General features: G+C 64.5%; 22 protein-coding genes. 13 read left to right on the top strand and 9 right to left on the bottom strand.

Translation table 11 applies throughout. From position 1 onward, the window contains the following. Positions 1-103: 103 nt before the first annotated feature. The 3 genes from chrA to FLO80_RS06065 form a co-directional block, all read right to left on the bottom strand. A complete protein-coding gene (gene chrA, locus FLO80_RS06075; RefSeq protein WP_439328708.1) occupies positions 104-1,309 on the bottom strand; it encodes a chromate efflux transporter in 1,206 nt (401 codons plus the stop codon). Further along, on the bottom strand, positions 1,306-2,487 hold the full coding sequence (gene rlmN / locus FLO80_RS06070) for a dual-specificity RNA methyltransferase RlmN (RefSeq protein ID WP_188078222.1): 1,182 nt from the start codon (positions 2,485-2,487) through the stop codon (positions 1,306-1,308). The genes chrA and rlmN overlap by 4 nt, the downstream gene beginning before the upstream one ends. Positions 2,488-2,633: 146 nt before the next feature. Continuing rightward, on the bottom strand, positions 2,634-3,161 hold the full coding sequence (locus FLO80_RS06065; protein ID WP_223145458.1) for an invasion associated locus B family protein: 528 nt from the start codon (positions 3,159-3,161) through the stop codon (positions 2,634-2,636). A gap of 202 nt (positions 3,162-3,363) precedes the next feature. Between FLO80_RS06065 and FLO80_RS06060 the strand changes: the two genes are divergently transcribed. Then, on the top strand, positions 3,364-4,359 hold the full coding sequence (locus FLO80_RS06060) for an asparaginase (protein ID WP_111362674.1): 996 nt from the start codon (positions 3,364-3,366) through the stop codon (positions 4,357-4,359). A 27-nt stretch (positions 4,360-4,386) separates the two neighbouring features. Here the strand turns inward: FLO80_RS06060 and FLO80_RS06055 are convergent, their stop codons facing one another. After that, on the bottom strand, positions 4,387-5,229 hold the full coding sequence (locus FLO80_RS06055) for an LOG family protein (protein ID WP_111362671.1): 843 nt from the start codon (positions 5,227-5,229) through the stop codon (positions 4,387-4,389). Positions 5,230-5,304: 75 nt separating this feature from the next. On the opposite strand from FLO80_RS06055, the gene FLO80_RS06050 reads away from it, so the two are divergent. Continuing rightward, the gene (locus FLO80_RS06050; protein WP_111362669.1) at positions 5,305-6,225 is read left to right on the top strand and encodes a threonine/serine dehydratase; all 921 of its coding nucleotides are present in this window, start codon (positions 5,305-5,307) and stop codon (positions 6,223-6,225) included. Between the two features lie 93 nt (positions 6,226-6,318). Further along, a complete protein-coding gene (gene dapD, locus FLO80_RS06045; RefSeq protein WP_111362668.1) occupies positions 6,319-7,146 on the top strand; it encodes a 2,3,4,5-tetrahydropyridine-2,6-dicarboxylate N-succinyltransferase in 828 nt (275 codons plus the stop codon). Here the strand turns inward: dapD and FLO80_RS06040 are convergent. Beyond that, positions 7,124-7,486, bottom strand: a complete 363-nt coding sequence (locus FLO80_RS06040; protein WP_246156586.1) for a DUF6525 family protein — start codon at positions 7,484-7,486, stop codon at positions 7,124-7,126. The genes dapD and FLO80_RS06040 overlap by 23 nt on opposite strands. Positions 7,487-7,586: 100 nt before the next feature. Between FLO80_RS06040 and FLO80_RS06035 the strand changes: the two genes are divergently transcribed. The 3 genes from FLO80_RS06035 (at position 7,587) to uraH (ending at position 9,443) form a co-directional block, all read left to right on the top strand. Beyond that, positions 7,587-7,946: a DUF8846 family protein gene (locus FLO80_RS06035; protein WP_111362667.1), complete on the top strand. Its 360-nt coding sequence runs from the start codon at positions 7,587-7,589 to the stop codon at positions 7,944-7,946. Beyond that, entirely contained in the window at positions 7,943-8,935 is a 993-nt protein-coding gene (locus FLO80_RS06030; protein WP_439328707.1) for a type I glyceraldehyde-3-phosphate dehydrogenase, read from the top strand. Before FLO80_RS06035 ends, FLO80_RS06030 begins: the two co-directional genes overlap by 4 nt. 154 nt (positions 8,936-9,089) lie before the next feature. Further along, on the top strand, positions 9,090-9,443 hold the full coding sequence (gene uraH / locus FLO80_RS06025; protein WP_111362666.1) for a hydroxyisourate hydrolase: 354 nt from the start codon (positions 9,090-9,092) through the stop codon (positions 9,441-9,443). Here uraH and FLO80_RS06020 read toward each other — a convergent pair. Then, positions 9,428-10,339 (bottom strand): LysR family transcriptional regulator, encoded by a 912-nt coding sequence (locus tag FLO80_RS06020; protein WP_111362665.1) that lies wholly within the window; start codon positions 10,337-10,339, stop codon positions 9,428-9,430. The two genes, uraH and FLO80_RS06020, sit on opposite strands and share 16 nt — an antisense overlap. Before the next feature lie 108 nt (positions 10,340-10,447). Here FLO80_RS06020 and FLO80_RS06015 point away from each other — a divergent pair, with 108 nt between their 5' ends. Continuing rightward, complete coding sequence (locus FLO80_RS06015; protein WP_111362664.1) at positions 10,448-11,704, top strand: urate hydroxylase PuuD; 1,257 nt, start codon at positions 10,448-10,450, stop codon at positions 11,702-11,704. On the opposite strand, the gene FLO80_RS06010 is transcribed toward FLO80_RS06015, so the two are convergent. Beyond that, entirely contained in the window at positions 11,690-12,592 is a 903-nt protein-coding gene (locus FLO80_RS06010) for a LysR family transcriptional regulator (RefSeq protein WP_111362663.1), read from the bottom strand. The genes FLO80_RS06015 and FLO80_RS06010 overlap by 15 nt on opposite strands. 143 nt (positions 12,593-12,735) lie before the next feature. Between FLO80_RS06010 and xdhA the strand changes: the two genes are divergently transcribed. Genes xdhA through ade form a run of 6 tightly spaced genes read left to right on the top strand, consistent with a single transcriptional unit; the run spans position 12,736 to position 21,106 of the window. Then, on the top strand, positions 12,736-14,202 hold the full coding sequence (gene xdhA, locus FLO80_RS06005) for a xanthine dehydrogenase small subunit (RefSeq protein WP_246156585.1): 1,467 nt from the start codon (positions 12,736-12,738) through the stop codon (positions 14,200-14,202). Further along, positions 14,199-16,502 (top strand): xanthine dehydrogenase molybdopterin binding subunit, encoded by a 2,304-nt coding sequence (xdhB, locus tag FLO80_RS06000; protein WP_111362662.1) that lies wholly within the window; start codon positions 14,199-14,201, stop codon positions 16,500-16,502. Before xdhA ends, xdhB begins: the two co-directional genes overlap by 4 nt. After that, entirely contained in the window at positions 16,499-17,323 is an 825-nt protein-coding gene (xdhC, locus tag FLO80_RS05995; protein ID WP_111362661.1) for a xanthine dehydrogenase accessory protein XdhC, read from the top strand. The genes xdhB and xdhC overlap by 4 nt, the downstream gene beginning before the upstream one ends. Continuing rightward, on the top strand, positions 17,320-18,618 hold the full coding sequence (gene guaD / locus FLO80_RS05990; protein WP_111362660.1) for a guanine deaminase: 1,299 nt from the start codon (positions 17,320-17,322) through the stop codon (positions 18,616-18,618). Before xdhC ends, guaD begins: the two co-directional genes overlap by 4 nt. Next, positions 18,618-19,385: a 2-oxo-tetronate isomerase gene (gene otnI / locus FLO80_RS05985; RefSeq protein WP_111362659.1), complete on the top strand. Its 768-nt coding sequence runs from the start codon at positions 18,618-18,620 to the stop codon at positions 19,383-19,385. Before guaD ends, otnI begins: the two co-directional genes overlap by 1 nt. A 20-nt stretch (positions 19,386-19,405) precedes the next feature. Further along, positions 19,406-21,106, top strand: coding sequence for an adenine deaminase (gene ade / locus FLO80_RS05980; RefSeq protein ID WP_111363199.1), 1,701 nt, complete (start codon positions 19,406-19,408; stop codon positions 21,104-21,106). Between the two features lie 81 nt (positions 21,107-21,187). On the opposite strand, the gene pnp is transcribed toward ade, so the two are convergent. Further along, entirely contained in the window at positions 21,188-23,320 is a 2,133-nt protein-coding gene (pnp, locus tag FLO80_RS05975; protein WP_111363196.1) for a polyribonucleotide nucleotidyltransferase, read from the bottom strand. A 428-nt stretch (positions 23,321-23,748) separates the two neighbouring features. Continuing rightward, on the bottom strand, positions 23,749-26,145 hold the full coding sequence (gene pheT, locus FLO80_RS05970) for a phenylalanine--tRNA ligase subunit beta (RefSeq protein ID WP_111362658.1): 2,397 nt from the start codon (positions 26,143-26,145) through the stop codon (positions 23,749-23,751). Between the last annotated feature and the right edge of the window lie 61 nt (positions 26,146-26,206).

Here is a 26,206-nt window from a genome sequence, read left to right as displayed (position 1 = left end):
CCCTGTTGCCTCATTCCAATTGAATTGTTGATGAGATGAGGATGATCATCGTTTGTGGCGGGGTTTTGTCCTGAATTGGGAAATTCGGGGGGCAGTGTGGGCGTCAGCGTGTCAGGGTCAAGGCAACCCCGCCGAGCCCGGCCACGATGACCACCGCCCAGGGCGGCACTTTCCACAAGGTCAGAAGCACGAACGCGGCCAATGCCAGCGCAAAGTCGCGCAGGTCGGTTATCGCGCTGGTAAAGAGCGGCGAATAAAGCGCCGCACCCAGAATGCCGACCACCGCGGCGTTGGCCCCCTGCATCAGCGATTGCGCTGGTGCGAGGGTGCGAAACCTGTCCCAGAAGGGCAGCACGGCGATCAGGATCAGGAAGCCGGGGAGGAACAGCGCCAAGAGCGCCAGAGTGGCCCCGGCGACTCCGTTTGGCACAGGGTCCAGAACGGCGCCGAGATAGGCCGCGAAGGTAAAGATCGGGCCGGGCACCGCCTGCGCCGCGCCGTATCCGGCGAGGAACTGGTCGGCGCTGACCCAACCGGTCCGGACGGTTTCAGCCTCAAGCAGCGGCAGCACGACATGCCCGCCGCCAAAGACCAGTGCGCCCGAGCGGTAGAAGCCGTCGATCACGGCAAGGCCCTGGGACAGCCCGGCCAGCAGGGGCAGCGTGATCAAAAGCCCCGCGAAAGCGAGCAGCGCGGCAATGGCCTGCGCCCGCGAAACGGGTGTGGCGACATGTCCGCCGACCGCGCGACCGGTGCCGCGCCCAAGATAAAGCCCGCCAACGGCGCCGAGCAGGATGGCGCCGATCATGCCGATGGCCCCGGGCAGAAACGCCAGAACGGCCACGGCACCCACCGCGATGGCGGCGCGCTCGCGGTCGGGGCAGAGCGTGCGGGCCATGCCCAGGACCGCCTGGGCCACGATGGCCACCGCCACGATCTTGAGCCCGTGCAGCGCACCCGTGCCGATGGGCCCGTCAATCGCGCCAGCGCTGAGGGCAAAGGCGAGCAGGATCAGCGCCGAAGGCAGGGTGAAGGCGATGAAGGCGGCCAGTGCGCCCAGCCACCCGGCGCGCATCATGCCGAGTGCAAAACCCACCTGGCTTGACGCCGGGCCCGGCAGGAACTGGCAAAGCGCGACGAGATCGGCATAGGCTTCGTCGTTTAGCCAGCGCCGCCGCGTGACCAGTTCATCGCGGAAATAGCCCAGATGCGCGATTGGACCGCCAAAGGAGGTCAGCCCCAGCTTGAGAAAGGCCAGGAAGACCTCGGCGGGGCGGCCACTGGCGGGGTTCTCCTCGCGCAGGCTCAAAGCCCCGCGTCGGCCTCGACCTGGGCGCGGGATTTACGGGCGCGTTCGGTTGCCGATTTCAATTGTCCGCAGGCGGCCATGATATCCTCGCCCCGGGGGGTGCGGATGGGGGAGGCATAGCCGGCCTTGTAGATGATGTCGGCAAAGCTCTCGATCCGCTCCCAGTCCGACCGCTCGTGCGGGGCGCCGGGCCATTCGTTGAACGGGATGAGGTTGATCTTGGCCGGGATGCCACGGATGAGTTGCACCAGCCGCCGCGCATCCGCGTCGCTGTCGTTCACGCCCTTCAGCATCACGTATTCGAAGGTGATCCGTTCGGAATTGCTGGCCTTGGGATAGGCGCGCAGCGCGTCGAGCAGCGCGGCAATCGGCCATTTGCGGTTGATCGGCACCAGCTTGTCGCGCACTTCGTCGGTGGTGGCGTGGAACGACACGGCCAGTTGGCAGCCGATTTCCTGTGCGGTGCGGGCAATCTCGGGAACCACGCCCGAGGTCGAAAGCGTGATGCGGCGGCGCGAGAGCGAGATGCCCTCGGGGTCCATCGCGATCTTCATCGCGTCGCGAACGTTTTCGAAATTGTAAAGCGGCTCGCCCATGCCCATCAGCACGATGTTCGACAGAAGCCGGGGCCGCAAATCCGAGCCTTCGCCGGGATTGGGCCATTCGTCCAGATCGTCGCGCGCGACCATGATCTGGCCGACGATTTCGCCCGCCGTGAGGTTGCGGACAAGTTTCTGCGTGCCGGTGTGGCAGAAGGAACAGGTGAGCGTGCAACCGACCTGCGACGAGATGCAGAGCGTGCCGCGATCTTCCTCGGGGATATAGACCACCTCGACCTCGTGACCGCCGGAGATACGCACGAGGTACTTGCGGGTGCCGTCGGCCGAGACCTGTTTCGAGACCACCTCGGGGCGCTCGATCACGAAATGCTCGGCCAGCGTGGCGCGATAGGCCTTGGCAAGGTTGGTCATGGCGGCGAAATCGGCCTCGCCCCTCTGGTAGATCCATTGCCAGAGCTGATCAGCGCGCATTTTTGCCTGTTTCTCGGGTGTCCCGGCGGCAATCAATGCCTCGCGCAGTCGCGGGCGGGTGAGCCCGACGAGATTCACCTTGCCATCCGCGCGCTTGGGCAGGCGGGGCAGGGCGGTGACGTCAGGCGTGATCGGTGTATCGGTCATGATGCGCGTGTCCTGTAAAGGCTGCGCTTATATAGGGGAATCGGGGGCGATTGCAAAAGGAATGGCGGGACCGCGTGCAGCGGCCTGCCCGGCGGCCCAAACCGGGGGCTGCGATCAGGTGCGAGCGGCGCCGCCCGTGGGGTGGATCACTTGCACCGTGCCTCGGCGTCTTCCACGGCGGCGGTAAAGCCCGAGAGCGAAAACGTATCCTCGGTGGTCGTGCCGCGCGAAGAGCGGGCGGTCAGAACGGCGCTGCGGCCGCGCTTCATCGCGGTGAGGATCTTGGCGTCGTCCGAGGCCGATGCCGGCCATGCCCATTCGCCTTCGGTGAAAAGCTCGAATTCGGTGCCGTCGATATTGAGGTTGACCGTCGACCCGGACGCAAAGGGATACCCGCCGGTGAAGGTGATCTGCCCGGCCACATCCGCTTCGGGCCGGTAGAAGGCCATCAGAAGGATCGAACCCCGCCGGACCGCGACCACGCGGCCTTCCTTGGTATTGACGGTTTCCTTGGGTGAGGTGACGGCCCAGCATTCACGCGGGTTGCTCTCCTCGAAGACCGACCAGTCGGTCTTGGCCGCCACCTGATTCGTGCTTGTTTCCTGCGCGGCAACGTCAAAGGCCGCCAGTGCCATCAGAGCCCCGGCAAAGCCCAACGCAAAACGTGATACCATATGTCCAGCCTCCAGCTGTCCTTTTGCCTCAATCGCTACCCCTGTCGGCGGTCCTTTGCGGATCATTGTCGCGAACAAGGGCTGTTTCCTACTCGACATTGATACAATAGCCTGAAATCTGCCATGTGCGAAAGGGAAATTGGCGAAAAATTGCCATAGGGCGGGCCGCGTTGCGCGGCATGTCATGCGAAGGGAGCAGCAGATGACGGCAGCAGTGGAAATGGCGGAACTCTGGCGCGGACCGATCCGCGAATCCGTGCATCTGGGGCACGCGGTGGTGTGCGGCCCGGGGGGTGACATCGTCGAAAGCTGGGGCGATCCCGGGTTGGTCGTCTTGCCAAGGTCGTCGGTGAAGATGATCCAGGCCCTGCCGATGCTGGAAAGCGGTGCGGCCGCGGCGGCCGGGCTTGGCCCCGAGCAACTCGCACTGGCCTGCGCGTCGCATAACGGGGCGGCGATCCATGTCGATCGGGTGCGGGCGTGGCTGGCCGATCTGGGGCTGGGTGACGACGATCTGCGCTGTGGCTGGCACATGCCGCGCGACGAGGACGAGGCGCGGCGTCTCACCTGCACCGATTGCGCCCATGAGCAGGTGTATAACAACTGTTCGGGCAAGCATGCGGGGTTCCTGACCTTGACGCGCCACCTTGGGGCGGGGCCGGAATATATCGCGGTCGATCACCCGGTGCAGAAGGCGGTGAAAGCCGCCTGGGAAGAGGTCACGGGCGAGGCCACGCTGGGCCATGGGATCGACGGGTGTTCGGCCCCGAATTTCGCGGGCACCTTGCATGGCATGGCCCGCGCCATGGCGTTCTTTGCCGGGGCCTCGGACACCGGCGATGCGCGGTCGCGCGCGGCGGTGGCGCTGCGGCAGGCGATGGTGGCGTGGCCCGAACTGGTCGCGGGCGAGGGGCGTGCCTGTACCGAGTTGATGCGGGCGATGGACGGGCGCGTGGCGCTCAAGACCGGGGCGGAGGCGTTCTTCATCGCGATCATTCCCGAACGCAAGCTGGGCGTGGCGCTCAAGATCATCGACGGCGGAACGCGCGGTGCGGAAAGCGCCATTGCCTCGATCCTCGTGCGGCTTGGGGTGCTTGACCCCGAGCACCCTGCGGCCCGCCAGTTCCGTGCCCCCGTTCTGCGCAATTGCCGCGGCATCGAGGCCGCGCATATCCGCCCCGGCGCGGCGTTTTCCTGAGCTTCAGCGGCCTGCCCCGGCGCGAATCTACCGCCCGGGCAGGTCGCCGCGGCACGGGTCGGGCGCCCAGTTCTCGATGACATGGACCGCGTCTTCGGCGGTTTCGACATAGCGGAACAGGTCGAGATCCTCGTCCGAGATCGTGCCGGCATCGGCCAGCGCCTCCCAGTTGATGATCTTCTCCCAGAACGCCCGGCCAAAGAGCAGGAAGGGCACGCGCTCCATGCGCCCGGTCTGGATCAGGGTGAGCGATTCGAACATCTCGTCCATCGTGCCGAACCCACCGGGAAAGATGCAGATCGCGCGCGCCCGCATCAGGAAATGCATCTTGCGGATCGCGAAATAGTGAAAGTTGAAGCACAGGTCGGGCGTGACGTATTCATTCGGCGCCTGTTCATGCGGCAACACGATGTTGAGCCCGATGGACGCCCCGCCGACATCGGCGGCACCGCGGTTTCCGGCCTCCATCACGCCGGGCCCGCCGCCGGTGCAGATCACGTATTCGCGCCCGTAGCTGGCCAGCGATTTCGCCGTCATGAGGCGGGAAAATTCGCGAGCGACCTCGTAGAAATGCGACAGTTCGGCAAGGGTCCTGGTGCGCGCCTTGTCCTTCTTTTCGGGCTCGGGGATGCGGGCGCCGCCGAACAGAACGATGGTCGAGGTGATGCCGCGCTCTTCGAGGATCAGTTGCGGTTTGAGCAGTTCGAGTTGAAGCCGGACCGGGCGCAATTCGTCGCGCAGCAGGAAATCCTCGTCGTCGAAGGCCAGCCGATAGGCCGGGGCGCGGGTCTGCGGCGTGTCGGGGACGTGCTCGGCCGTGGACCGATCCGTTCCGGCATCGCGAAAGGGGCTGCGGCGATCGTCGTTCATGGCGGTTTCCTTGGTTGCGCGTTCATGCAAGCACTATAAGGTTCGCCGGATCAAGGCCAGCCGGGGAGAGACAGGATGAACTGGAAACGCGAGATCAAGGCGGCGGGAACACGGATCGAAGGCCATGTGCTGCGCACGCCGGTGTTGACATGGGATGGGCTGGGGCTTGCCGATCCGATCGAACTCAAGCTCGAACAGATGCAGCATACCGGGAGTTTCAAGGCGCGCGGTGCGTTCAACACGCTTTTGTCGGGGCCGGTGCCGCAGGCCGGTCTGGTGGCGGCCAGCGGTGGCAATCATGGTGCGGCAGTGGCCTTTGCCGCGCGTGCGCTGGGCCATGTGGCGCATATCTTTGTGCCGGAAATGGCCGGGCCTTCGAAAATTGCGCTGATCCGCGAAACCGGGGCGCAGTTGACCGTGGTGAGCGGTGAATATGCCAACGCGCTGGCCGCCGCGCGCGAATACGAGGAGGCCTCGGGCGCGATGCAGATCCATGCCTATGACGCCCCCGCGACCGTCGCGGGGCAGGGCACCTGCATGGCCGAATGGGTGGCACAGGGATTGCAGGCCGACACGGTGCTGATCGCGGTGGGCGGTGGCGGGCTGATCGCCGGTGCGCTGGGCTGGCTTGAGGGCGCGCGCAAGGTCGTCGCGGTCGAGCCGGAAACCTCCTGTGCGTTGAATGCGGCGCTGGCGGCGGGCCACCCGGTCGATGTCGAGGTCTCGGGCGTGGCCGCCAATGCGCTGGGCGCGCGGCGAATCGGCGACATTTGCCATGATCTGGCGGTCGAACACGGCGCGCAGAGCGTTCTGGTGAGTGACGATGCGATCCTTGAGGCGCAGAAGGCGCTTTGGCGCGGGTTGCGGCAACTGGTGGAGCCTGCGGGGGCGACCGCGCTGGCCGCGCTGATGAGCGGGGCCTATACCCCCGAACCGGGTGAGCGGGTGGCGGTGCTGGTCTGCGGGGCGAACGTGGCGCCCGATCCGCTGGGCTGAGCGTTTTACCCGTGGCGCACGGGCCGCATTGATCGGCGTCGGTCTTGCCGCTATAGCCGCAGGAACGCCAGAATCCGACAGGGGAGACACGACATGTCGAACGCGCAACTCGAAGCGGCCATCGAGGCCGCATGGGACAACCGCGACCAGATCACACCGGCCACCAAGGGCGAGACCCGCGAGGCCATCGAGGCGACGCTCGACGCGCTGGACGGTGGCAAATTGCGCGTGGCCGAACGTGGTGACGACGGCGTGTGGCAGGTCAACCAATGGGCCAAGAAAGCGGTTCTCCTGGGGTTCCGTCTCAAGGACATGGAACAGCAATCGGGCGGGCCGCAGGGTGGCGGCTGGTGGGACAAGGTGGACAGCAAGTTCGCCGGATGGACCGATGCCGAGTGGAAGGCCGGCGGCTTTCGCGCCGTGCCCAACTGCATCGTGCGGCGCTCGGCCTTTATCGCGCCGGGCGTGGTGCTGATGCCGTCCTTCGTCAACCTCGGCGCCTATGTCGACGAGGGCACGATGGTCGATACATGGGCCACGGTCGGCTCTTGCGCGCAGATCGGCAAGGGCGTGCACCTGTCGGGTGGCGTCGGTATCGGCGGTGTGCTCGAACCGATGCAGGCGGGGCCGACGATCATCGAGGACAATTGCTTTATCGGCGCGCGCTCCGAGGTGGTCGAGGGCGTGATCGTGCGCGAAGGCTCGGTTCTGGGGATGGGCGTCTATATTGGTCAATCGACCAAGATCGTCGACCGCGAAACCGGCGAGGTCATGTATGGCGAGGTGCCGAGCGGATCGGTCGTGGTCTCGGGCACGATGCCGTCGAAGAACGGGGTCAACCTCTATTGCGCGGTGATCGTGAAGCGGGTCGACGAGAAAACCCGCTCGAAAACCTCGATCAACGAGCTTTTGCGGGACTGACGACGCCCCCTGTCGCGAGCGCATCGCGCGCCAGCAGGCGACGTTCCAGCGTATCGAGCCAGGCATGGGCGGCGGCCTCGTCGCCGCCTGTGCGGCTCACTGCTTCGGCCCAGTGTCGCGCGACCGAGCGCGCCGACCATGGCAGGACGGCCTTGTGCAGCCAGCGCCGGGCACCGGGCGGCAGGCGGTCGAACTCGTCCATCGGATTGGTGCGCCGGCGCCGCCGTTTCAATGCGGTTTGCATGTTCGGACTCATGCCGGGTGTCTCCGAGGTGGGCAACCGTGCCTTGCCCGGGTTGGCCCGCTTGGGTGACATGGTGGCAAAAGGGTGGTTCGGCACGGATGAGTCCTTTGCATGCGGATGTGATAACATAACATTTTGCATTGCTTGACAAGCTTTCGCCAACTGTTCAAGTGCGAGATGTCTGGAGAGAGCGATCATGTCGAACACGGGCAAACGCCAACAGCAGGTCTATACGCTTGTGGTCGAGATCGGCCGCAAGGCCGGGGATGGCCTGCCCAAGGGGGCCACGGGCGCGGCGCTGATGGTATTTGCCAGCGGCGTGGACGAGGCCGAGGCGGTGCGCGAGGCGGTTGCGATTCTCAAGCAGGCCGATACCGCGCCGCTCGATGTCACCGGGTATGGCACCTATGAAGAGCGGCTGGCGGAAGGGCATGAAATTTCCGCGGACGAGCGCGCGTTGATGCAGCGCGCACTTGACGAGAACGCGGTGATCGTGGCGCAGATGACGCCGTTTTTCGGGGAAGAAGGAGGGGTGGGCAACGGCCCGCTTCAATGATGATGACGAGAATCGCGATCAATGGATTCGGGCGGATCGGGCGGTCGATCCTGCGGATGTTGCTGACCAGCCGGGCGGAGGACGGGTTCGAACTGGTCGCGATCAACGATATCGCGCCGCTGCAAAGCTGTGCCTATCTGTTCGCCTATGACAGCGTGTTCGGCCCCTATCCGGGCGATGTGCGCCACGAAGACGGGGCGATCATCGTGGACGGGCGACGCATCCCGTTTCATTCGGTTGCCGATATTCGCGAGGTCGATCTGCAAGGCGTCGATGTCTTGCTGGAATGCACCGGGGCCGAGGGCGGCCGCGCCGAAGTGGAACGTGGGCTTGAGGCGGGGGCGGGTTCGGTTCTGATTTCGGGGCCGTCCGATGTTGCCGATATGACCGTGGTGCTGGGTGCGAACGAGGCCGATCTGGGCGCACACCGGGTCGTCTCGAACGCCAGTTGCACGACCAACGCGCTGGCCCCGCTGCTGGCGCTGCTTGATTCGCATTGGGGCGTGGAAAGCGGGCATATGACGACCGTGCATTGCTATACCGGCAGCCAGCCCACCGTCGACAAGCCCAAGGCCAACCTTGTGCGGTCGCGGGCGGCGGCCCTGTCGATGGTGCCCACGACGACGAGTGCCGCGCGGCTCATCGGTGCGGTTCTGCCGGGGCTGGACGGACGGATCGAGGCCCGCGCGGTGCGGGTTCCCTCGGCGAGCGTCTCATGCATCGATTTGACGGTTCAGACCCGCAAACCGGCGCGCGTCGACGAGGTCAACGCGGTGCTGGAGCAGGCGGCGGAGAGCCCGGTCTTTGGCTGGATCACCCTGCCGCTGGTGTCGACCGATCTGCGCATGCGTTCCGAATCTATCGTGATGAGCGGGCGCGAAACCAGCGTGTCGGTGGGCGGGTTGCTGCGGGTCTTCGGCTGGTATGACAATGAATGGGGCTTTTCGAACCGGATGCTGGACGTCGCGGGGCTGATGGCGGCGCGTTGAGACCGTCCGGTTGCGCGGGTGGATGCCGGGGATTTGAGTATTTTTCCCAAGAAAGAACCCGATTTTCCGGTCTGGTTTGAAAGTGATCCTTGGCGTCACGGGCTTGGATTGGCAGGGTTGTGACGGCAGGCTGGGGAAAAATGGAGGATACCGGATGGCCGGGTTTCTGACGACACATGTTCTCGATACGGCGCGGGGTTGTCCGGCGGCGGGTTTGTGGATCGAGCTTTACCGGATCGAGGGTGCGGCGCGGCGGCATGTGCGAACGCTGTCCACGAATGACGACGGGCGCACGGATGAGCATATCCTGCCGGCCGAGGAATTCGAGCGCGGGGTTTACGAGCTGGTTTTCCACGCCGGCGATTACCTGCGCGCGACCGGGCAGGCAGGGGCGGAACCGCTGTTTCTCGATCATGTGCCGATCCGCTTCGGCATGAGCGAGGCATCGCACTACCACGTGCCGCTCTTGCTGTCGCCTTTCGGCTATTCGACCTATCGCGGAAGCTGAAGCGTCGCGGCCATCCGCGTCGCCATGAAATCGAGAAAGAGCCGCATCTTGGGGTCCTGTCGGCGGCGGTGGGGATAGAGCGCCCCGAGCGTGACGGGCACGGGCGGTGCATGTTCGAGCACGGGTTTGAGCGCACCGCTGGCAAGATGGTCGGCGACTTCGAACACGGGTTTGAGAATGATCCCCTGCCCGTCGAGCGCCCAGTTGGTGAGCACGTCGCCATCATCGGATTCGAACGGGCCGGTGACGGCAAAGCGTTTGATCCCCTCGGGTGTTTCGAGCGGCCACTGGAATTCGGGCGCGCCGGGATAACGCAGGTTGAGACAATCATGCAGGCCGGTGACAAGATCCTGCGGGGTTTCGGGGTCGCCGCGATTCTGCAGGTAGGACGGCGCGGCGCAGAGCAGGCGCGGGCAATCGGCGATCTTGCGAATCCTGAGACTGCTGTCTTCGGGCTGACCGAGGAAGAACACGATGTCGAGCCCCTCGGCGGTGAGGTCGAGCTTGCGATCCGACAGGCGCAGGCGGATGTTGATCAGCGGGTAGTCGCGTTTGAACGCGGGCACGAGGGGCGCGATCAGGCGACGCCCGATGCCAAGCGGGGCCGCGACATGGATCGTGCCGCGCGGATCGGCGGTGATCGAGGTGACGGCGGCTTCGGCCTCGGAGACAGAATCGAGGATGCGCTGTGCCCCGTCATAGAAGATGCGGCCCTGTTCGGTGGGGTTGAGCATCCGGGTGGTGCGCTGGAAAAGCCGCACGTTCAGGTGCTCTTCGAGCGAGGAGATGCGCGCGGAGGCGACGGCGGGGGAAATGCGCTGATCCCGGGCGGCGGCGGACATCGAGCCAAGTTCATAGACGCGCACGAAGGTTCGGATATTGTCGAGATAGGACATGGGTGCGTTTTTTCCGGTTTTTTTGAAAGTGCTGGGATTATTTGGGTTATTCAAGGGAAAAGCGGTGTCGGCTAGGCTGTGCCGTGCAACGAGACAGGAGGAAAGGCGATGTTCGAGGTGGCGATCCTTTGGGATTGGATGGGTTTTGCCGTTCGCTGGCTGCATGTGATCACGGCAATCGCGTGGATCGGGTCGTCCTTTTACTTCATCGCGCTCGACCTCGGGTTGCGGCGCGAGGGCGATCTGCGTGGCGCGGATGGCGAGGAATGGCAGGTGCATGGCGGCGGGTTCTATCACATCCGCAAATACCTCGTCGCGCCCGAGGCGATGCCCGAGCACCTGACATGGTTCAAATGGGAGAGCTATTCGACATGGCTTTCGGGGGCGGCGCTGTTGATGATCGTCTATTGGGCAGGGGGCGAGCTTTACCTGATCGACCAGCACAAGGTGGAGCTGGCGCTGTGGCAGGGGATCGTGATCTCGGCGGCGTCGCTGACCATCGGCTGGTTGGTCTATGATGTCCTGTGCAAGAGCGGGCTGGGCGAGAAGCCGACGATCCTGATGCTGCTCTTGTTCGCGCTGCTGGTGGCGATGGGCTGGGGCTATAACCAGGTGTTCACCGGGCGCGCGATGATGCTGCATCTCGGGGCATTCACCGCCACGATCATGACGGCCAACGTGTTTTTCATCATCATGCCCAATCAGCGGGTCGTGGTGGCCGATCTCAAGGCGGGGCGCAAGCCGGACCCGAAATACGGCAAGATCGCCAAGCTGCGCTCGACCCATAACAATTACCTGACCCTGCCGGTCATCTTCCTGATGCTGAGCAACCATTACCCGCTGGCCTTTGCCACTGAATACAATTGGGTGATCGCGGCGCTGGTGTTCCTGATGGGGGTGACGATCCGGCATTTCTTCAACTCGATGCATGCGCGCAAGGGGCTGCCGTGGTGGACATGGGGGGCGACCGTGGCGCTTTTCCTTGCGATCGTCTGGCTTTCGACGCTGGGCCAGGACGAGTTTGGCGCGGTCGAAGAGGCCGAGGCGCGGGAAATGACGGCACAGGAAGAACGCTTTGCCAGCGCCGAGGGGTTCGAGGATGTCACCTATATCGTGATGGGGCGCTGCTCGATGTGCCATGCGCGCGAAACGGCCTATGACGGGGTCTATCACGCGCCCAAGGGCGTCTTGCTTGAAACCCCGCAGGAGATCGCGGCGCAGGCACGCGAGATCTATCTCCAGGCCGGGCTGAGCACGGCGATGCCACCAGCCAATGTGAGCTGGATGGACCCCGAGGAGCGGGCGGCGATCGTGCGCTGGTATCGCGCGGCCACGGGCGCGGAAATCGCGCTAGCCGGGGAATAGCGCGCGCGCCCGCTCGACGACGAAGTCGATGAAAAGCCTGACCTTGGGGTCCTGCAACTTGCGATGCGGGTAGAGGCAGGCAAAGGTCGAGGGCATGGGCGGGGTATCGGGCAGGACCTCGCGCAGGGCGCCGGTTGCGAGATGGGTCTCGACATCGAAACGCGGCTTGTTGGCGATGCCGTGCCCGGCAAGCGCCCAATCGGTCAGAACGTCGCCGTCATCTGCATCAAAGCGTCCGGTAACATCGAGTTTTATCGGGTTCTCACCCGCCTGGAGGGTCCAGAAATATTCCGGGCTGCGGGGGAAGCGCAGCAACAGGCAATTGTGATTGTCCAGCAGGTCCTGCGGATCTTTGGGCGTGCCATGCCCGTCGAGATAGGCGGGCGAGGCGACAAGCACGCGCGGGCACGAGGCGATCTTGCGCAGCTTGAGGGTGCTGTCCTGCAATTCACCAAGGAAGAACGCAAGGTCGAGCCGATCTTCGAGCATGTCGATCTTGCGATCCGACAGGCGCAACTGCACCTGCACATCCGGGAAGGTCGCGTTGAATTCGGGCACCATGGGCGCGATGACGCGCCGCCCGATGCCGAGCGGAGCCGAGACCCGCACCGCGCCGCGTGGCGTCCCGGCAAAGCCCGCGACGACGGCCTCGGCCTCGTCCAGCGCCTCGATCACCTGGCGGGCGTGGTCGTAGAACAGCCGCCCCGCCTCGGTCGGGCCGAGCTTGCGCGTGGTGCGGTTGAAAAGCCGGACACCGAGACGCTTCTCCAGCTCCTTGATCCGGTTCGAGGCAACCGCCGGGGTCAGGCGGAGATCGCGCCCACCTGCCGTAATTGAACCAAGTTCGACCACACGTAAGAAAACCTTGATACTCTCTACATAAGGCATGGCGCGATCTCCTGTCCGGATGATAGCATTGAAAGACTTTCCGGATTTTATACGTTTCCTTGAAAGTGTCCAAGGAAAGGCATGGTTTAGAAGGGCAGCGCAGCAGCGTAGACTCGGGGGCGGTGTGCGCTGGAGGAATGGATATGGCGATGGTGCGGCGAGAGATCCGGTTTCTTCTGAACGATGATGAAATGCGCCTGACCGAGGTGGGCGCGGGCGACACGCTCCTGGATTTTCTCAGGATCGGGCAGAGGCTGACCGGGACCAAGGAAGGCTGTGCCGAGGGCGATTGCGGGGCCTGCACGGTGCTGGTCGGGCGGCTGACCGATGACGGTTTGCGCTATGAGCCGGTCAATGCTTGTATCCGGTTCCTGGCCAGTCTGGATGGCTGTCACGTGGTGACGGTCGAGCATCTGCGCGGGGTGGATGGCGGTCTGCATCCGGTGCAGCGCGCGATGGTGGATCATCACGGCAGCCAATGCGGGTTCTGCACGCCGGGGATCGTGATGGCGCTTTACGCGCTCTGGATGCAGACGCCACGGCCCAGCGAGACCGAAATCGAGATCGCGCTTCAGGGCAACCTGTGCCGCTGCACCGGCTATGCGCCGATTGTCAGGGCGGCGCTGGCGGCGGCGGATCATGGGGGCCCAGAGGGCGATATCCTCGTGACCGAGCGCGCGAGCGTTACGGCGGGTTTGAAGGCACTGCATGACGGCACCCGGGTCGAGGTCGCGCATGACGGGCAACGCGCGATCCTGCCTGCGGATGTCGATGATTTCGCGGCGGTTTACGCGGCTGAACCCGATGCAACAGTGGTGGCGGGGGCCACGGATGTGGGCCTTTGGGTCACGAAATCCCTGCGCGATATCGGCCCGGCGATCTTTATCGGGCATCTCGACGGGTTGCAGCGGATCGAAGAGACCGCGGACGGGCTGACCATCGGCGCCGGGGCGAGTTACTCGCAAGCCGAGGCGGCGTTGATCGGGGCCTTTCCGCATCTGCGCGAATACTGGCACCGGATCGCGGGCTGGCAGGTGCGCAACATGGGCACCATCGGCGGAAACATCGCCAACGGATCGCCCATCGGCGACGTGCCCCCGGTCTTGATCGCGCTCGGTGCGCGGGTGGTGTTGCGGCATGGCGCGGTGCGGCGCGAATTGCCGCTCGAGGCGTTCTTTCTCGACTATGGCAAGCAGGACCGCGCGCCGGGCGAGTTCGTCGAAACCGTGGCGGTGCCGCGCCCGAACCCGGCCACTTTGCACGGCGCTTGGAAGATCTCGAAACGGCGGGACGAGGATATTTCCTCGGTCGCGGCGGGGTTTGCGGTGACGGTGGCGGATGGCACGATCAGTGATGCGCGGATCGCCTTTGGCGGGATGGCGGGCGTTCCGAAACGCGCCGAGGCGGCGGAGGCCGTGCTGATCGGCGCGCCGTTTGACAGGGAGAGCCTTGCCAGGGCGGCCGAGGCGTTGCCGCAGGATTTCAAGCCGCTGAGCGATTGGCGGGCCAGCGCGGAGTACCGGATGCGCGTCGCCCAGAACCTGTTTCAAAGGTTCTGGGCGGAGCATGGCGAGGCGCAGCAAGCGGAATTGCGGAGGGCCGAAGCATGAGCGTCAAGGGCGCACCCCATCAGGATTTGGCCCATGACAGCGCGGCCAAGCATGTCACCGGGCGGGCGGACTATACCGATGATATTCTCGAATCTATCGGCACGCTTCATGCCTATCTCGGGCTGTCCGAGGTGGCGCATGGCCGGATTACCGGCATGGACCTGTCCGAGGTGCTGGCCGCGCCCGGTGTGGTCGGGGTTCTGACGGCAGCCGACATTCCCGGCGCCAATGACATCAGCCCGACGGGAACAGGCGATGACCCGGTTTTCCCGGCAGAAACGGTCGAGTTCCATGGCCAGCCGCTCTTTGCCGTGGTGGCAAAGAGCCGCGATGCGGCGCGGCGCGCGGCGGCGCGGGCGCGGGTCGAGATCGACCCCTTGCCCCATGTTCTCGACCCGATAGGGGCCATCGAGGCGGGATACCCGGACGTGACCGCGCCGCTCAAGCTCGAGCGGGGCGAGGTCGCGGCGGGGCTGGCCGGATCGGCGCACCGGATCAAGGGGCGCATGGCCATTGGCGGGCAGGATCACATGTATCTTGAAGGGCATATCGCCTTTGCCATGCCCGGCGAGGACGAGGACGTGGTGGTCTATTCCTCGACCCAGCACCCGAGCGAGGCCCAGCACATGGTGGCGCATGTCCTCGGCGTGCCGTCGCATTCGGTGGTGATCAACGTGCGGCGCATGGGCGGCGGGTTCGGCGGCAAGGAAACCCAGATGAACCTCTTTGCCGCCGTGGCGGCGCTTGCGGCGAAGAAATGGAATCGCCCGGTGAAAATCCGCCCCGACCGCGATCAGGACATGATCGCCACCGGCAAACGGCATGATTTCGTGGCCGATTACGAGGTCGGGTTCGATGGCGAGGGGCGGATCGAGGCGGTCGAGGGGCTGTTTGCCGCGCGCTGCGGGTTTTCCGCCGACCTGTCAGGGCCGGTCACCGACCGGGCGCTGTTTCATGCCGACAATGCCTATTTCTATCCGCATGTGCGGCTCCGCTCGCGGCCGATGAAGACCAACACCGTCTCGAACACCGCCTTTCGCGGGTTCGGCGGTCCGCAAGGCGTGATCGTGGCCGAACGGATGATCGAGGAAATCGCCTATGCCTTGGGGCGCGACCCGCTGGAAATTCGCAAGGCGAATTTCTATCGCCCGGGTGGGGATGTGACGCCCTATCACCAGGTGGTCGAGGACAACATCCTTGAACGTATCGTCGGAGAGTTGGAGGCGTCATCGCAGTATCAGGCGCGGCGGCAGGCGATACTTGACGACAATGCCAAGGGCGGCATCCTCCGGCGCGGCATTGCCCTTACCCCCGTCAAGTTCGGGATCTCCTTTACCGCCACCTGGTATAATCAGGCCGGTGCCCTCGTGCATGTCTATAATGACGGGTCGATCATGCTCAACCATGGTGGAACCGAGATGGGGCAGGGCCTGAACATCAAGGTCGCGCAGGTGGTGGCCGAAGCCTTCGCGGTCGATATCGACCGGATCAAGATCACCCGCACCACGACCGAGAAGGTGCCCAACACGTCGGCCACGGCGGCCTCGTCAGGGTCCGATCTCAACGGCATGGCGGCGCTGGACGCCTGCGAGCAGATCAAGGCCCGGCTGGTGGATTTTGCTTGTGAGAAATGGGGGGTCGACGCCACCGAGGTTGAGTTCCTGCCCGGTCGGGTGAAAATCGGAGCCGAGGAAATCGGTTTCGACGATTTCATCCGTCAGGCCTATGTGGCGCGGGTGCAGCTTTCGGCGGCGGGCTTCTACAAGACGCCGAAAATTCACTGGAACCGCGACAAGGGGCAGGGGCGTCCGTTCTACTATTTCGCCTATGGCGCGGCCTGTTCCGAGGTGTCGGTCGATACGCTCACCGGGGAATACCGGGTGGACCGGGTGGACATTCTGCATGATGTCGGGCGCTCGCTCAATCCGGCGGTCGACCGGGGTCAGGTCGAGGGCGGGTTCATCCAGGGTGTTGGTTGGCTCACCAGCGAGGAATTGTGGTGGGATGGCGATGGCCGGTTGCGCACCCATGCGCCGTCGACCTACAAGATCCCGCTGGCCTCGGACCGGCCGCGCATCTTCAACGTGGCGCTGGCCGAATGGTCGCAGAATGCCGAGCGCACCATCAAGCGCTCCAAGGCCGTGGGCGAGCCGCCCCTCATGCTGGGCATTTCGGTGTTCGAGGCGATCTCGATGGCGGTGGCGAGCGTCGCGGATTACCGGGAGTGCCCAAGGCTCGACGCCCCGGCGACGCCGGAGCGGGTCTTGATGGCGATCGAGAGGCTCAGGGCGGAAAGATGAGCGATCTGGCAAGATTTCTGGATGATCCGGGCGATGTCGTGCACGTGACGGTGACACAGCTCGAAGGCTCAGGCCCGCGCGAGGCTGGCGCGGGCATGTTCGTTTCACCCGACGCCCTGCATGGCACGATTGGCGGTGGCCAACTGGAATACATGGCGATCGACCACGCCCGCCGGATGCTGGCCGATGGACAGGATCATACCGAGATGCATGTGACGCTTGGCCCCGAGAGCGGGCAATGCTGCGGCGGGCGGGTCTGGCTGGCGCTGGAACGGCTGGACCGGGCGGGCCGGGCACGGGTGATCGGGGCTGATGCGAGAAACCGACAGGACGATCCGCAAGTGATGGTCTTCGGTGCCGGGCATGTCGGGCGGGCGCTGGTGCGTGTGCTGGCGGCGTTGCCGGTGCAGACCGTGCTCGTTGACACGCGCGCAGATGAACTTTCGCAGGTCGATGCCGCCTGTGACAAGCGCGTGGTGGCCTTGCCGGAAGCCGAGATTGACGGCGCGCGGCGCGGCGCGGCGGTGGTGATCGTGACCCATGATCACGCACTCGATTTCCTGATCGCCGCCGAAGCCCTGAAACGGCCCGATCTCGCCTATGTCGGCATGATCGGGTCAAAGACCAAACGCGCGTCCTTTCTCGGCTGGGCGCGGCGCAACGGCGTTTCGGTGGATTCTGCGCGCCTGACCTGTCCCATGGCGGTCGAGCAAAAGGGGGACAAGCGGCCCGAGGTGATCGCGGTTCAGATCGCGGCCGAGATCATGTCGAGGCTGGGCCAATTCCAGAGCATGCAGGCAAATATGGAGATGCAAGAGTGAGCGAGCGTATCCTGCGCGGGCGTATCCTGAGCTTTCATCGCGAGCCGGTGGGGCCGGGGGATGACGATGCGTTCACCTATCACGAGGATGGGGGCCTTTGGATCAGGGACGGCATGATCGCCGGTTGCGGGTCATTCGATGTCGTGTCGCAGCGGGCCGGGGTGTTCGACGTGATCGACCACCGGCCGAACCTGATCCTGCCCGGCTTCATCGACCCGCATATCCATTTCCCGCAGGTGCAGGTGGTGGCGAGCTGGGGCGAACAGCTTCTCGACTGGTTGCGCGACTACACCTTCCCCGAGGAGATGCGCTTTGCCGACCCGGACCACGCGGCGCGCATGGCGGGGGCATTCTTTGATCTGCTGACCGCGCATGGCACGACGACGGCGGTCGCCTATTGCGCCGCGCATCCGAATTCGGCCCAAGCGTTCTTTGCCGAGGCGCATCGCCGCAACATGCGCATGGCGGGCGGCAAGGTCATGATGGATCGCAACGCGCCCGAGGGGCTGATCGACACGGCGCAATCGGGCTATGACGACAGCAAGGCGCTGATCGGCGAATGGCATGGGCGCGGGCGGTTGCACTATGCCATCACGCCGCGTTTCGCGATCACCTCGACACCATCGCAACTGGCCGCGGCCGGGGCCTTGGTGGCGGAATTCCCCGATTGCTACATGCAGACCCACCTGTCGGAAAACCACGACGAGATCGCCGAAACACTGCGCCTTTACCCGGATGCACGCAATTACCTCGATGTTTATGACACCCACGGCCTGTTGGGGGAAAAGGCGCTGCTTGGCCATTGCATCCATCTTGAAGATCGCGAGATCGCGCGGCTGGCCGAGACCGGATCGCACCCGGTGTTCTGCCCGACCTCGAACCTCTTTTTGGGCAGCGGGCTGTTCGACGATGCGGGGCTGCGCGCGCGCGGCATCGTGAACGCGATTGCAACCGACATTGGCGGCGGCACCAGTTTCTCGATGTTGCAGACCCTCAATGAGGGCTACAAGGTGCTGCAAATGCAGCGGCAACAGACCCATCCCTATCGCGCCTTTCACTGGATCACGCGCGGCAACGCGCTCGCCCTCGGGCTCGAGGACAGGATCGGCACGCTGGACGAGGGGACCGAGGCGGACGTGGTCGTCTTGAACGCACGGGCGACGCCGGAAATGAAGCTGCGTTACGAAACGGTCGAAACGCTGGCCGAGGAACTCTTCCTCTTGATGATCCTTGGCGATGACCGGGCGGTGGCACAGACCTATGTGGCCGGCGCGCCGATGAAAGCGCCCGCCTGATGCCGCGCTTTTCGGCCAACCTTTCGATGATGTTCACCGAATGGCCGTTTCTCGACAGGTTCCCGGCGGCGCGCGCCGCGGGGTTTCAGGCGGTCGAATTCCTGTTTCCCTACGCGCAGCCGGTCGAGGAGATCGCCGCAAAGGTCGGGGAAAACCGGCTGGAAACAAGCATCTTCAACCTGCCGCCCGGGGATTGGGCGGCGGGCGAGCGTGGCTTGGCGGCGATTGCCGGGCGCGAGGGCGATTTTGCCGAAAGCCTTGGGATCGCCTTGGAATATGCCCGGGCCCTCGGGGCAAGGCAGCTGCATTGCATGGCCGGGATCGCGCCGGTGACACCAGAGGGCGAGGCGCGCTTTATCGCCAACCTGCGCCGCGCGGGCGACGTGCTGGGCGTGGCCGGGATCAAGGTTTTGATCGAGCCGATCAACCCGCGCGCGATGCCCGGCTATTTCCTCACCACGACAGCACAGGCGCTTGACCTGCTGGACCGGATCGACCACCCGAACGTGGGATTGCAATTCGACATCTATCACCATCAGATCACCCGTGGCGACGTGATCCGCACGATCGAGGCTATTCACGCCCGGATCGACCATGTTCAGATCGCAGGCGTGCCCGACCGGCATGAACCCGACACGGGCGAACTGGCCTATGGGCCGGTGTTCGAGGTATTGGACCGCGTGGGTTATGATGGATGGGTCGGCTGCGAATACATCCCCGCCGGGGAAACGGTCGCGGGGCTGGGCTGGCGCGAAAGGCTCGCCTGATGCCGGGCAAGGAGGACAGGATGGACAAGCCGGATCTTGAAACGCTGATCGCCACGGCGCGTGGCGAGGTGCCCGCCGACATGGTCCTGCGCGGTGGGCGGGTGCTCGATGTCGTCACCGGCGAGATGATCGAGGGTGACGTGGCGATTGCCGGTTCGGTGGTCGTCGGCGTCGGCGAGGATTACGAGGCGCAGGAGATTGTTGACGTCACGGGCCTCACGCTGGTTCCGGGCTTCATCGACACGCATCTGCATATCGAAAGCTCGCTGGTCACGCCCTATGAATTCGATCGCTGCGTCGGCCCGCGTGGCGTGACCACCGCGATCTGCGACCCGCACGAGATCGCAAACGTGATCGGCGTGCCGGGGGTCGAGTATTTCCTCGACGCGTCGCACCACACCCTGATGGATATCCGCGTCAACCTCAGCTCCTGCGTCCCCTCGACCGAGATGGAGACGGCAGGCGCACGGATCGGGGCCGAGGAACTGGCGGCGTTCAAGGATCATCCGCGGGTGATCGGACTGGCCGAGTTCATGAACTATCCCGGCGTGATTCACCGCGACCCCGAGGCAATGGCCAAGCTGCGCGCCTTCGAGGGGCGCCATATCGACGGCCATGCGCCGCTCTTGTCGGGGCGCGATCTCAATGCCTATGCCGCCGCGGGCATCCGCACCGAGCACGAGGCGACAAGCGCCGCGGAGGCGCGCGAGAAACTGCGCAAAGGCTTGCGCGTCCTGATCCGCGAAGGATCGGTCAGCAAGGACATGCACGCGCTCGCGCCGATCCTCAATGACCTGACATCGGCCTATTGCTGCCTGTGCACTGATGATCGCAATCCGCTCGACATCGCCGAGCACGGGCATCTCGACTACATGATCCGAAGCCTGATCGGCCTTGGCATCTCGCCGCAGGCGGTCTATCGCGCGGCGAGTCTGTCGGCGGCCGAGGCGTTCGGCCTCAAGGACCGGGGCCAGATCGCACCGGGCAAACGCGCCGACATCGTTGCGGTCGAAAGCCTTGACGAGTGCCGGGCCGCGCTTGTCGTTTCGGGCGGGGTGATCCTGAATGATGCGGCCTATTCCGGTCGCGAGGTGATCGCGCCGGTGGGGCGTCACTCGGTCAAGGCGGCGCCGGTTCAGGACCGCGATTTCCGCACCACCGGCAACCGCGAAGAGACCGACGTGATCGGCATTCTCGAGGGCAAGATCATCACCGAACACCTCCACGAGAGCATTGCGATCGTCGATGGCGACAAGCGCCCCGACCCCGCCCGCGACCTCGTGAAGATCGCCGTGATCGAACGCCACGGCCGCAACGGCAACATCGCGACGGGCTTCGTGAAGGGGTTCGGCCTCAAGGCCGGGGCCATCGCCTCGACCGTGTGCCACGACCATCACAATATCGCGGTGGTGGGCGCCGATTACGACGACATGGCGCTCGCCGCGAACCGGCTGGGCGAGATCGAGGGCGGGTTCGTCGTGGTGCGTGACGGGGTCGTTTTGGCCGAACTGGCCCTGCCGGTCGCCGGGTTGATGAGCCTTGAGCCCTTCGAGGTGGTGCGCGATACGCTGATCCCGTTGCGCGCGGCGGCGGCGAGCCTTGGCGTGGAGCTACAGGAACCCTTCCTGCAACTGGCCTTCCTTGCCCTGCCGGTGATTCCCGCGCTCAAGATCACGGATCGCGGCCTTGTCGATGTCGAACGCTTCGAGATCATTTCCTGACCCCTCAGCTCACCGCAAAAAGAAACGCCCCGGAGATCATCCGGGGCGTCGCTCGATCTTAGCGGAATGGCGTGGGACGTATCAGTCCTCCGCTTCCTCTTTCTTGGCCTCTTCGCCGGTCTCCTGGTCGACGACTTTCATCGACAGGCGCACCTTGCCGCGATCGTCAAAGCCCAGCAGCTTGACCCAGACTTCCTGACCTTCCTTGAGCACATCCGACGGATGGTTCAGGCGGCGGTTCTCGATCTGGCTGACATGAACCAGCCCGTCACGTTTGCCAAAGAAGTTCACGAAGGCGCCGAAATCGACGATCTTGACCACCGTGCCCTTGTAGATGCCACCCTCTTCCGGCTCGGCCACGATCGAATGGATCATGTCATAGGCCTTCTTGATGGCGTCCCCGTTGGGCGACGCGATCTTGATGATACCTTCGTCGTTGATATCGACCTTGGCACCCGAGACCTCGACGATCTCGCGGATCACCTTGCCGCCCGAGCCGATCACTTCGCGGATCTTGTCGGTCGGGATCTGCATGGTCTCGATGCGCGGGGCGTGCACGCTGAACTCACCGACACCCGAAAGCGCCTTGTTCATCTCGCCCAGGATGTGCAGACGCCCATCCTTGGCCTGTGCCAGCGCCTTTTCCATGATCTCGGGCGTGATGCCGGCGACCTTGATATCCATCTGGAGGCTGGTGATGCCCTCTTCGGTCCCGGCCACCTTGAAGTCCATGTCGCCGAGGTGATCCTCGTCGCCAAGGATATCGGTCAGAACCGCGTAAGAGCCGTCTTCTTCCAGAACGAGGCCCATCGCCACACCGGCCACGGCCGCCTTGAGCGGAACACCGGCATCCATCATCGAAAGCGACCCGCCACAGACGGTGGCCATCGAGCTTGAACCGTTCGACTCGGTGATCTCGGACACCAGGCGCAGGGTATAGGGGAAGTCGGTCGGCGCGGGCAGAACGGCCTGCAAGGCGCGCCATGCGAGTTTCCCGTGACCGATCTCGCGACGGCCCGGAGGACCAACGCGACCCGCTTCACCCACCGAATAGGGCGGGAAGTTGTAATGCAGCAGGAAGTTCGAGCGGAAATTCCCGGTCAGCGCGTCAATGAACTGTTCGTCATCGCCAGTGCCGAGCGTGGTCACGACCAGGCCTTGCGTTTCGCCTCGGGTAAAGAGCGCCGAACCGTGGGTGCGGGGCAGGAAGCCGGTTTCGCAAACGATCGGGCGCACCTGATCCAGCGGGCGACCGTCGATCCGCTTGCCGTCTTTCACGACATTGCCGCGCAACACGACGGATTCGAGCTTCTTGAGCGCCGCGCCAAGGTTCGGGTCTTCCAACTGCTCTTCGCTCAGACCCGCCTTGATCGCCTCTTTCGCGGCCGAAACGGCGGCGGTGCGCTCCTGCTTGTCGAGGATCGCGTAAGCGTCGCGCATCTGCGTTTCGCCCGCGGCCTTCACCGCCTCGTAAAGCTCGGAATAATCCGGCGGCTGGAAGTCGAACGGCTCTTTCGCGGCATCCTCGGCCAGGTCGATGATCAGGTCGATCACCGGCTGGATTTGCTGATGCGCGAAATTCACCGCGCCCAGCATCTCGGATTCGGTCAGCTCATAGGCTTCGGACTCGACCATCATGACCGCGTCCTTGGTCCCCGCGACCACGAGGTCAAGCCGCTGTTCGGGCTTGTTGCGCAGATCGTGCATGTCCTCGACATCGGGGTTCAGCACGTAATCGCCATCGACATAACCCACGCGGCAGGCCGCGATCGGGCCCATGAAGGGCACACCCGAAATGGTCAGCGCGGCAGAGGTCGCGATCATCGCCACCATGTCGGGATCGTTGACCAGATCGTGGCTCAGCACGGTGCACATGACCAGTGTTTCATGCTTGAAACCCGGCACGAACAGCGGCCGGATCGGCCGGTCGATCAACCGCGCGGTCAGGGTCTCTTTCTCGCTCGGGCGTGCCTCGCGCTTGAAGAACCCGCCCGGCACCTTGCCCGCGGCATAGTATTTTTCCTGATAGTGAACCGTCAGCGGAAAGAAATCCAATCCGGGCTTGGGTTCCTTGGCAAAGGTCACGTTGGCCATGACGCTGGTTTCGCCCAGCGTTGCAATCACCGAACCATCTGCCTGACGGGCAACCTTGCCCGTTTCCAGTGTGAGCGTCTCATCGCCCCACTGCATGCTTTTCGTCGTAATATTGAACATCATCGTTTCCTGTCTGGAGGCACTCCCGGGCGTATCCCGGGTCCTCCGTTTTCACTGGCGGCCCCATTGCCGCCGACCCCTTCATCATCCCATGCGCCAGGGCCAAAGCGTCACGTCTCAGATGGGGGGCCTTTACAGGATCAGGGCCGGTTTGAAAAGGTGCATGTTGTTTCGGCCGCGCCCGGCCCGCGGAGGTGCAAACGCGGCTGATCAGGGCGTCCAACCCCCGGGTGGTGCACCGGCCAAAGGTTAACCTGCGTGAAACCCGTTCCTGCGCGCGCCTGCTGCGCGCGCCATGTTAACCCGCCGCGATCCCAAGATCCCGGCAGCCGGATGTCAGCCGGGAGTCACGCGCGGATCACCCCCTGGGATTCGCGCCCGTTAACCATCGGCGGGAAGCCGCCGCGAGGCGTGGAATTTCGCCCCGCCTAGCCGCGCAAGACACCGCCCGTGGCCTTCGAAACCTTCTCGACGATCTTGCCGCCGACCGCCTCGATTTCCTTCTCGGTCAGGGTCTTGGCGCGGGGCTGAATCCGCACGGTGAGGGCCAGCGATTTCTTGTCCGCACCAAGGCTGCCACCGATGAATTCGTCAAAGACGCGCACGTTCTCGATCAGCGTCTTGTCGGCCCCCATCGCCGCGTTGACCAGCGCCTGCGCCTCGACATGCGCGTCCACGACAAAGGCGAAATCGCGCTCGACCGCCTGTAGGTCGCTGGCTTCCAGCGCGGCGCGTGTGGCATTCTGCTTGCGCGATGCGGGCACCTCGTCGGGCCAGATGGTAAAGCCCACGGCGGGGCCCTTCACATCCATCGCCTTCAGAACCTTGGGGTGAATTTCCCCAAAGATTCCAAGCACCTTCTTGGGGCCGAGACAGATTTTCCCGTGCCGCCCCGGGTGCCACCATGCCGGGCCGTCGCGCAGGATCTGCACCTTGGCCGGTGCGCCGATCGCGGCCAGAACCGCCTCGGCATCGGCCTTGGCATCATAGAGATCGACCGCGCGCGATCCGCCATGCACATCCTTTGCGCCCGTCCGTCCGACCAACAGGCCCGAAACCTGGCTGCGCTGCTCTTCCGGCTCGCCACCGTGAAAGGCGGGGCCGACTTCAAAGAGGGCAAGGTCATGGAACCCGCGCGCCTGGTTGCGCGCCGCCGCCTGCAAAAGACCGGGCAGAAGGTCGGGGCGCATATGGCTCATTTCCGACGAGATCGGGTTGTCGAGCATGGTCGCATCCGTGCCCCCGCCGAACAGGGCAGCAGACGCCCGGTCGATGAAGGAATAGGTCACGCATTCGTTGTATCCTAACGATGCACAAACCCGCCGCGCCGCCTGTTCGCGCCGCTGATGCAGCGACAAGACCGGTTTCGGCACACCGACCTGCGTTCGGCGCATTGGGATTCCCTTAAGCTTCGTTAACGAAGCGATGCGTGCGACCTCTTCCACGAGGTCCGCCTCGCCCATCACGTCGGGCCGCCAACTCGGCACATGCGCCATGTTGCCCTCAAGCCGGAAGCCCAGCTTGGTCAGGGTCTGGCGCTGTTCGCTCTCGGGTATGTCCATGCCCACGAGGCTGATCACCCGCGCCGGATCGAGCTTGTAGGCGCGGCTCATATCCGGCACCTCGCCCGCGACAACCACCTCCGAAGGCTCACCGCCGCAAAGCTCCATGATCATCTGCGTGGCCAGTTCGACCGCCGGCATGTTGAACGCGGGGTCGATGCCGCGTTCGTTGCGATAGCGCGCGTCCGAATTGATCTTGAGCGCCCGGCCCGTATAGGCGACCTGCACATGGTTCCACACCGCCGCCTCAAGGAAGACATCGGTGGTTTCCATGGTGCAACCCGTTTCCAGCCCGCCCATGATTCCGGCAATTGATTCAACACCTTGATCATCGGCAATCACGATCTGCCCATCGGAAAGCGTGTATTCCTTCTCGTCGAGCGCCACCAGCTTTTCGCCGTCCACGGCCCGCCGGATACGCAGGTCGCCCTGCACTTTTGCGGCGTCGAACACGTGCAACGGGCGGTTCTGGTCGAAGGTGAAGAAATTGGTCACATCCACCAGTTTTGAAATCGGCCTGAGGCCAATCGCGCGCAGCCGGTCCTGCAACCATTGCGGGCTCGGCCCGTTCTCGACCCCCCGGATCAGGCGCCCGGCGAAAACGTAACAGCCATCGCGCGTGTCCTCATCGATGGTCACGTTGATCGGACAGGGGAATTCCCCCGCGATCTCGACTTCTTTCTCGGGTTTGAGCGTGCCCAGCCCCCGCGCCGCAAGGTCACGCGCGATCCCCCGCACGCCCAGCGCATCCGGCCGGTTCGGCGTGATCGCGATCTCGATCACCGGATCGACCTTGGCCGGATCGTTCACCGCCAGCCAGTCGATGAACCGCTCGCCCACCTCACCGCTGGGCAGTTCGATGATGCCGTCATGTTCTTCGGAAAGCTCCATCTCGCGCTCGGAACACATCATCCCGTGGCTTTCCACGCCGCGGATCTTGCCCACGCTCAGCGTGGTGTCGATGCCGGGGACGTAATCGCCCGGCTTGGCGATCACGACGACGATCCCCTCGCGCGCGTTGGGCGCACCACAGACGATCTGCTTCTCGCCCTCGTCGGTCTCGACCATGCAGACGCGCAGTCGGTCCGCATCGGGGTGCTGCTCGGCCGATATGACCTTGCCCAGCGTGAAATTCCCGAGCTTGTCCAGCGGGTTGGTGATCTCTTCGACCTCGAGCCCAAGGTCGGTCAGCGCCTCGGCGATCTCATCGACCGACGCGGTGGTGTCGAGATGATCCTTGAGCCAGGAGAGTGTGAATTTCATGTCCGCATCTCCTTGAGGAGAGAAATTTCAACGGTTGTGAAGTGCACGAGCATCGCACTCG

The organism is Aquicoccus porphyridii (assembly GCF_008369105.1).
In the GTDB taxonomy this organism is placed as follows: Bacteria; Pseudomonadota; Alphaproteobacteria; order Rhodobacterales; family Rhodobacteraceae; genus Aquicoccus; species Aquicoccus porphyridii.
This window is presented reverse-complemented; position numbering and strand designations above follow the sequence as displayed.